This window comes from Nocardioides sp., from assembly GCF_036374615.1.
Taxonomy (GTDB): Bacteria; Actinomycetota; Actinomycetes; order Propionibacteriales; family Nocardioidaceae; genus Nocardioides.
On record NZ_DASUTK010000087.1, the window covers coordinates 1 to 8,165 of the forward strand.

The window sequence follows — 8,165 nt, forward strand, 5'->3', positions numbered from 1 at the left end:
GCGTTGGTCTGGATCGCCACCAGCTCCCAGCCGTCCTGGCCGAAGTTGTTGAGCATCAACGCCTCGTTGTGGAGCGGAATCGGCGCCACCTGGTACTCCCACTTGGTCATAGCGCCGACCCTACCGAGCCGGCACCGCGTGCATCACCCGCGACTGGTCCAGACCACTTCGACACCGACCCAACCGCGGGCCGTGGCCTCGGCGTTCAATGGCAGAGACCGGGAGGGGCGATGCGCGACTTGCAGGAGTTCGAGCAGTACGTGATGGCTCGCTGGACGGCGTTCCACCGGCTCGCACTCCTGCTCACCGCCTCGGAGAGCGCGTCGCAGGACCTGGTGCAGGTCACCCTCGAGAAGGCGTACGTCGCGTGGCCCAAGATCTCCACCATGGCGTCCCCGGACGCGTACGTGCGGCGGATCATGGTCAACGCGCTCGTGTCGACCCACCGACTGGCGCGCAACCGGCACGAGATCGCCTCGGCCGACCCGCCGGAGCGTGGCGCCCCGTCCCGTGACGAGGAGGTCCTCGATCACGAGCTGTTGTGGCCCCTGGTGTGTGCCCTGCCGACCCGGCAGCGGGCGGTCATCGTCCTTCGTTACTACGAAGACCTGTCCGAGCGGGAGATCGCCGACGCGCTCGGCTGTGCCGTGGGCACGGTGAAGTCGACAGCCCACGACGCCATGACGGCCCTGCGCCGCGGCATCACCGCCGTGCGCGTGCCGGAAGGGAGCGACCGATGAGTCTCGACCAGCACCTGCCCGAGACGCTGCGACGCACCGCGGAGGAGCACTCCGCGCCCTTCCCGGACCTGCCGTCGATCGTCGAGGGCGGCCGTCGCCGGAAGCGCCGTCGCGATCTCCGCCGAGTGTCGGTCGTGGCGGCCTGCATCGCCGTGGTCGCCGCCGTCCCCTTCGTCGTGCGCCCGTTCGTCACCGACTCGACCGCGCCCACCGACCAGCTGGATCTTCCCCGTCGCGTGGAGGACCTCCCCGCGGGGGCCGTGCCCGCGATCCCCTACTGCCCGGGCGACCGCACGATCCGGGGTGCCGGCGATCCGATCGAAGCCGCGTGCGACATCCTGATCCACCGCGGCAGCACGACCCTGTTCCTGGACCGGCACGGGGTCAACGTGCTGAAGGACGGCCAGCTGACGCTGCTGGACTCCCGGGACTGGAGCAGCTGGCTCCCGGCACTCAGCCACGACGGCCGGTGGGCCGCCTGGGTGACCGGAGCCGGCCCGGGCAAGGCAGTGCTCCTCGGCTTCGACCTGAAGACCGGCGAGCAGGTCGCGGAGGAGCCGTGGCCGACACCCGAGGGCTTCGTCCAGGGCATCGACGACCTCGGCCGGGTCTACTTCCAGGACTACGCCCGCGAGGACATGCTGATGCACGACCTCAGGACCGGCGACACACTGGACGTGACCGGGATGCCCGAGCACGCCGGGCGCAGCAAGTACGTCACCAACGACGGCTTCGCCGTCTACGTCGACGGTGTCGGGGTCGTCCGCGGATCGGTGACTGCGGACGGTCAGTTCACCCAGCAGCACGTCGTGGACTACGAATGGGGAACCCAGTTCTCCCCTGACCGATCCCTGGTGTCGTACGAGCGCGACGGCCGGTTCGTCGTCGGAGCGCCCAGCGGGGACGCGCCAGTGGTCCCGCTCAAGCTCCCCACCGAGGGTTCCCCGGTGTGGTTCCCCGTCTGGGAGGGGCCTGAGACGGTGCTCGTGCAGTTCGACCCATTTAGCGCTCCCCGACCGTTGGGAAACGGCCTGGACGTGCCGGCGCGGCGTACCTGGCTGCTCCGTTGCGAGGTGACCGAGGGATCGTGCGAGGTGGCCCTCGCGCCCGGCTGGGGAGACCGGGCGGCCTGGATCGTGCATCGCTGAGTCAGTGCCGCACGGCGTTCAGCGCCGCACGGCGTACCTCGTGTGCACGGCGTACTCGCCCTGGTGGACTGACAGGATGTCGAGCTCCACGTCCTGGGTGAAGCCCTCGAAGAGGCGCTTACCGCCACCGAGGATGACCGGGGCCGTGGAGATGCCGAGCTCGTCGACGACTCCGGCCGCCAGCGCCTGCCGGATCGTGGCGGCACCCCCGGCGATGGCGATGCCGTCGCTGCCGGCCGCCTCGCGGGCGCGGGCGAACGCCGCATCGAAGCCGTCGACCATCACGAATCCGGTGCTCTCGTCGGGCTGGTCCTCGGTCCGGTGGGTCAGGACGACCAGCGTCCCCGGGAACGGGTTCGTGCCGCCCCAGGCACCGGAGTTGTCGTACATGCCGCGGCCACAGATCCCCGCGGCGAGGCCCTCGATCAGCACGTCGTAGTACGCCTGGTCGGGCTCACCCATGCCAACTCCCGGCTCGGTGTCGGTCTCGTAGGTCCACGGGCCGCCCATCACCCAGTAGTGGAGCCGCTCGCCGCCCACGCCCAGGCCCTGCCCGGGGTGGTCGTCCGGCCCGGTGACGTAGCCGTCGAGCGACACGGTGATGGTCGCTACGACCTTGCCCGGCTTGCCGTTCGTGCTCATGCTTCCTCCCTGGTGGAAGTGTCGTCGGAGAGTGTTGTCGGACGGAGTGGCAGACCATGGGTGGCAGCCCAACTCATCGGTCCGGCCTACCCTGAAGCATGAACCAGCAGCGCAGCGACGCGGCGGAGAGCCGGAAGCAAGCGGACGGCCGAGGCCCCTTCGAGCGGTTCGTCGAGTCCGTCAACCAGCGCGTCAGCCGCGCCCCGTTCTTCTTCGTGATCGTGGCCGCACTCCTGCTCTGGGCCGCGAGCTACCCGTTGTGGAGCAGTACGACGAAGTGGGAGCTCGCCCTGCACACCGGCTCGGCAGCGCTGTCGCTGCTGCTGCTCGTGCTTCTCGAGAACGCCGGGCGTCGCAGCGAGGAGGCGGCCCAGGAGAAGCTCAACGTGATCGCCGAGGCGCTGTCGGACCTGATGGAGTCTCGCGCGGCCGACGACCCCGACCTGAGTGAGTCCGTCGAGAGGCTGCGCGACGCGGTGGGGCTGGAGGAGCGCCACTGAGGTGGCCGACCGAAACCCTTTGACCTCGAGTTCACTGGAGGTCCTAGCCTCGTCCTCGTGACGACCTCGCCGACCACCGGCCACGAACGCGCCGGCATCCTGGCTCCGGCGTACCTCGCCACGACGATCGCGGTGTTCGCCTTGATCGCGTTCAACGCCTTCGAGGCGATGGCTGTGACCACGGTGATGCCGACGATCAGCCGCGATCTCGACGGGCTCGGCCTCTACGCGCTGGCCTTCGCGGCGCCGCTGGCGAGCGGTGTGGTCGGGATGGTGGCCGCCGGCCAGTGGAGCGACCGGCGCGGGCCGGCCACCCCGTTGCTCGTCTCGCTCGTGCTGTTCTCGATCGGTGTGCTCACGTGCGGGCTGGCACCGTCGATGGAGGTGCTCGTCGGCGGCCGGGTCGTGCAGGGGCTGGGGACCGGCGCGCTGATCGTCAGCCTGTACGTCGTGGTGGGGGTCGTCTACCCGGCCCGGCTCCAGCCGTCGATCTTCGCGAGCTTCGCAGCGGCGTGGGTGCTGCCCTCGCTGTTCGGGCCGGCGGTCGCGGCGCTCGTGGCCGACGTGTTCGGCTGGCGCTGGGTCTTCCTGGGAGTGGTGGCGCTGGTCGCTCTCGCGGCGGCGCTGCTGGCGCCGGTCGTGCCGGCCCTCCGGACGTGGACGGCGGAGGACGGAGCCGCCGCCCCCAGAACCCGCCTGGCGTGGGCGGTCGGAGCCGCGGTGATGGTGCTCGCCGTGGAGCTGCTGGGCTCGAGCGGGTTCGTCCTCGCCGCGGTTCCCGCGATCGTCCTCGTGCTGGTCGCGATCCGCCCGCTGACCCCGCGTGGCACGTTGCTCGCCGGCCGGGGCCTGCCCTCCGTGATCGGAACCCGCGGCCTGATGAGCGCTGCCTTCTTCTGCTGCCAGGCCTACGTCGTCCTGGCGCTCCAGGAGCTGTGGGGCCTCTCGCCTGGGCAGGCGGGGATCGCGCTCACGGTGGTCGGGGTGGTGTGGGCCTCGGCGAGCCAGCTCCAGGCCCGGTTGCGCGACCACCTCACCAGCGAGCGGGCGATGCAGATCGGCACCGCGATGCTGCTCGGGGCGGCGGCACTGCTGTGGGTTTCGGTGTGGCAGCACCTCTCGTTCTGGCTCGCGGGCGGCGCCTTCGTCATCGCCGGCGCCGGGATGGGCCTCGGCTTCACGCGCACCGGCGTGGCCATGCTCGCGGCCTCGTCGGACACCGACCGCGGCTTCAACTCCTCCGCGCTCTCGATCGCAGACTCCCTCGGAGCCGCGCTGGCCCTGTCGCTGTGCGGCATCGGGTTCACCGCCGCGACCGAGGCCGGCGGCGACCCGTTCCTCGCGGTCTTCGGAGTGGCGATCGTGTGCGCGATCGGCGCTGTCGTGACTGCGTCACGTACGCCGTGTCGGCCGATCGGCCCCTCGTCGGCTCCGGTGTGACCCGACCTCACCGCACCGGGCGGGTCACCACCCGGTAGCGCACGAACGCCGGCACAGCCAACGCGGCCAGCAGCGTCCCGATCACCACGAGTACGCCGCCACCGGCGGCCGCGACGGCGGCGCCCGTAACCGCAGCCGTGGCACCGTGCGCGACATCCGCCACCCGCGGCCCCCCTGCGACGACCACGATGAAGATGCCCTGCAGTCGCCCGCGGATGTCGTCGGAGGCGACCGACTGGAGCATCGACGTACGGAACGCGGCCGAGATCATGTCCGCCGCCCCACCGATCGCGAGCATCACGACAGCGACCACGAGGAAGAATGACGGTGCGGCCGGCGCGAGCAGCGCGGCAACGCCGAACCCGACCATCGCCAGGCCCCAGACGAGGATCGCCACGATCACGGCCAGGCCCTGCCGCTCCACGCGGGTGACCCACCCGGAGAGCACCCCGCCGATCACCGCACCCGCGGGGATGGCTGCGAACAGCAGCGCGAACGCGAGCCCGCCCTCCGCAGGCCCGCCGAAGTCGAGGTGCGCCATCTCGGGGAAGAGGGCCCGCGGCATGCCGAAGACCATCGCGATGATGTCCACGACGAAGGACATCATCAGCACCGGCTGGGTCCGCAGGAACCGGAACCCGTCGATCACCGCCTTCAGGCCCGGTGACCCCAGCGCGCCCTCCACCGGAAGCCGCGGCAACCGCACCACCGCACCGAGCGTCGCGAACAACGTCACCGTGTCGATCAGGTAGAGCCATGAGTAGCCGACCAGCGGGATCAGCGCGCCGCCGACCATCGGCCCCGCGATGCCACCGGCCTGCATCACCGTCATGTTCAGCGCGTTCGCCGCCGGGAGCAGGTGCATCGGAAGCAGCCGCGGCAACAACGCCGACCGGGTGGGCTGGTTGACCGCGAAGAAGGCCTGCTGCACCGAGAAGAGGCACAGCAGCAGCCACACGTTGTCCAGCTCCATGAACGCCTGGACGAAGAACGCACCGCTGGTGACGATCAGCCCGATCGTGGTGACGATCAGCAGGGTGCGGCGGTCGAAAACGTCGGCCAGCGCCCCGCCCCAGAGCCCGAACACGATCAGCGGCACCAGCCCGAAGACGCCGGTCAGGCCGACGTACGCCGAGGAGCCGGTGATCGAGTAGATCTGGGCCGGTACGGCGACCACCGTCAGCTGGGCACCGATGACCGTGACGATGTTGGCGACCCACAGCCGCCGGAAGTGCCGGTCCTGCAGCGGGCGGGTGTCCGCGAGCAGGCGATTCGTCACCCGCGCAGGCTAAGCGATCGTCGAATCGCGGGGTGTGTCCCTAAGACCTCCTCCCGAGCCCCGACGTGCCAGATCGCCTCCGGCGGATCGGGATCATGTCAGCCCTCCGCGCCGACGCCGCCGAAGGCTCCGGGAAGGAGCCAATCCTGCTCGCCGGAGGCGACGGTGCGGCACTCGCCGCTGGAGATGCGGCACACGAGCAGGTCGCCCGTCGGTACCCTTCCGATGCCGCCGGTCCCATGAACCACCAGCGCGAATCGGTCGTCATCCAGCCACTGACGCACGCCCAGCGACTCGCCTTCGTACCCGTCGGGGACGGTGACGCGCAGACGTTCGCCCGTCGCTGCGACGAAGACCGGCGGACGCGCGCCCTGCGCGTCGGTGTCGAACTCGAGTCGGGAGTCGATGACGGTGAAGTCCTCGGCCGGGTTGCGCGAGTCGGCTGAGCCCACGACGAGGTGGGGCGGCCCTGCCGCCCGAGCCCCGGCGGCGCGTTCGTCCGCCCGCGACACTCGGGTCCGGGTTCCGGTCGACACGTCGTAACGAACCGATCGGCCATCGCTGATGGAGTCGGCAGTGTCGTCGTACTCCCTCCAGTGCACCGTGTCCTCGAGGGGGATGATCGGGTTGCCGAGACGCTGACCGTTCAGCGGCACCCGGGCGACCACGTCTCGCACGTTGGTGTCGTAGATCACGACGTCGTCCCCGTCCTGCCAGACGAGGAGCGAGCCGACCTCGCCGGGCGTGACCCGGTCGATCCCACGAGCGATCTCGACCGGCTCAGAGCTCCCGTCGGTGTAGTACAGGTGGGTCGTACTCGTGCCTTCATTCTCACCGGTGAAGAACCACAGGCCGTCGTCGAACACGTACAGGCCGTCGGGATCCTCCGCGGCTTCGATGATCCGGTCGCCGTAGTAGATGGTCGCGTTCACGCCGTAGGTGAGCGGTCGCGAAGGATCTGCGGTGTCGGGCAGGACGTCCGCGTTGCTCGGCGGGTCGGTGGGCGGACTCACCGGGGGCGACGTACCGTCGCCGGCCTGCACGAGCGCGAGGCTCGCGCCCACCGACAGCGCCACGGCGGCCGCGGTGCCGGCCAGGGCCACTCGACGACGGCGCGTGACACGCCGCTCTCCGTGGGCGATCAGATCGAGGAGGTCCAGGTCGTGGCTGCCGGCCGCGTCGGCGCGTTCGCTGAGCAACTCACGGAGCATCCCGTTCATGACGTCATCCCCTTGTCAGTCGTCGTGAAGAGGGCGACCTCAGGGCCCATCCGGTCGCGGAGCCGTCTCAGGCCCGTCGACGTCTGGCTCTTGACCGCCCCGACCGAACACCCCATGGCCTCGGCGGTCTGCGCCTCGGAGAGGTCGAGGTAGTACCGCAGCACGATGGCCGCACGTTGCCGGGGAGGCAGCAGGTGCAACTGGACCCACAGTGCGTCGCGAGTGGCGAGTTCATCCACGCGATCGGCCACGCCGGCATCGGGCAATACGTCGAGCGGGCGCTCGTGGAAGGAGCGGCGGCGCCGCCAGGAGATCGCGGTGTTGACGATCGTCCTGCGCGTATACGCCTCGGCCTTGGCCACGTCACGGAGCCTCGGCCACGCGACATACGTCTTCACCAACGCCTCCTGCAGCAGATCCTGAGCCAGCTGATGGTCACCGACCATCAGGTAGGCGGTACGGAAGAGCGAACCCGACCTGGCCGTCACGAGATCGGAGTACGCCGCGACATCTCGCCGATGTCCCTCTGCCATGACTCCCCCTCGATCGGGTGACGGGCGGCTCGGTGCCCCCTACCACTATCGACGCATCCGGCCTCGGCAAAGGTTCGGGCTCGACACCGCACGTGGGGCACGCGTCCTCAGGCCATGCCGGCAACTACCGCCCTCGGGCGCGACAATGGAAAAGCGCGCTCGTCTGCCGCTGTCGGGGCGGAGCCCGACCATGTAGCCGCATTCCGCGCTCGGCCACCGGGAGGCCGGTCACATCGACGGCCACGACGCGCTTGGCGCCGCTTGTGCGGCCGAGTGCAGCACAGTCAGAGCCTGCGCCCAGGTGCCGTTGCGCGACCGGAGGCGGAACTGCGACCAGCCCGGAGTCCATGGCCCCGAACGCGGCCAGGAGGTGACGTCACGGACAACCGGTCTGGGCCATGTACCGCATCGCGTTTGAGACGTTCCGCAGGTCATCGGCGTTCGAGCAACCGTGCCGCCCCGCACGGTCCCTGCGGACACCAACAGTGCCATGGGGACACATCCAGTTAGGTCCGTCGGTGGAAGGTGAGATCGCCGTTGAGTTGTCGGTGGGTGTCGTAGCGGTGGTCGTGGGCGCGGTGGTGGTGCCAGTTGCAGAGCAGGACGCCGTCGGCGAGATCGGTTCGTCCGCCCTGGCTCCAGGGGCGGTTGGCGTGGTGGGCT

8 protein-coding genes are annotated in these 8,165 nt (G+C 70.2%); 4 read left to right on the plus strand and 4 right to left on the minus strand.

From position 1 onward, the window contains the following. The first annotated feature begins 230 nt into the window (after positions 1–230). Both VFZ39_RS06870 and VFZ39_RS06875 read left to right on the plus strand, forming a co-directional pair. A complete protein-coding gene (locus VFZ39_RS06870) occupies positions 231–740 on the plus strand; it encodes a SigE family RNA polymerase sigma factor (protein ID WP_330864991.1) in 510 nt (169 codons plus the stop codon). After that, positions 737–1,888: a hypothetical protein gene (locus VFZ39_RS06875; protein ID WP_330864992.1), complete on the plus strand. Its 1,152-nt coding sequence runs from the start codon at positions 737–739 to the stop codon at positions 1,886–1,888. The genes VFZ39_RS06870 and VFZ39_RS06875 overlap by 4 nt, the downstream gene beginning before the upstream one ends. Before the next feature lie 18 nt (positions 1,889–1,906). Here VFZ39_RS06875 and VFZ39_RS06880 read toward each other — a convergent pair whose 3' ends face one another. Continuing rightward, positions 1,907–2,530 (minus strand): dihydrofolate reductase family protein, encoded by a 624-nt coding sequence (locus VFZ39_RS06880; RefSeq protein WP_330864993.1) that lies wholly within the window; start codon positions 2,528–2,530, stop codon positions 1,907–1,909. 98 nt (positions 2,531–2,628) lie between these two features. On the opposite strand from VFZ39_RS06880, the gene VFZ39_RS06885 reads away from it, so the two are divergent. Both VFZ39_RS06885 and VFZ39_RS06890 read left to right on the plus strand, forming a co-directional pair. Further along, entirely contained in the window at positions 2,629–3,030 is a 402-nt protein-coding gene (locus VFZ39_RS06885; RefSeq protein ID WP_330864994.1) for a low affinity iron permease family protein, read from the plus strand. Positions 3,031–3,087: 57 nt separating this feature from the next. Then, positions 3,088–4,470, plus strand: coding sequence for an MFS transporter (locus VFZ39_RS06890; RefSeq protein WP_330864995.1), 1,383 nt, complete (start codon positions 3,088–3,090; stop codon positions 4,468–4,470). A gap of 7 nt (positions 4,471–4,477) precedes the next feature. Here the strand turns inward: VFZ39_RS06890 and VFZ39_RS06895 are convergent, their stop codons facing one another. From VFZ39_RS06895 to VFZ39_RS06905, 3 genes are all read right to left on the minus strand, one after another. After that, positions 4,478–5,749 (minus strand): MFS transporter, encoded by a 1,272-nt coding sequence (locus VFZ39_RS06895; protein ID WP_330864996.1) that lies wholly within the window; start codon positions 5,747–5,749, stop codon positions 4,478–4,480. Between the two features lie 98 nt (positions 5,750–5,847). Further along, positions 5,848–6,969, minus strand: a complete 1,122-nt coding sequence (locus VFZ39_RS06900) for a hypothetical protein (protein WP_330864997.1) — start codon at positions 6,967–6,969, stop codon at positions 5,848–5,850. Then, positions 6,966–7,502 (minus strand): SigE family RNA polymerase sigma factor, encoded by a 537-nt coding sequence (locus VFZ39_RS06905; protein ID WP_330864998.1) that lies wholly within the window; start codon positions 7,500–7,502, stop codon positions 6,966–6,968. Before VFZ39_RS06905 ends, VFZ39_RS06900 begins: the two co-directional genes overlap by 4 nt. Between the last annotated feature and the right edge of the window lie 663 nt (positions 7,503–8,165).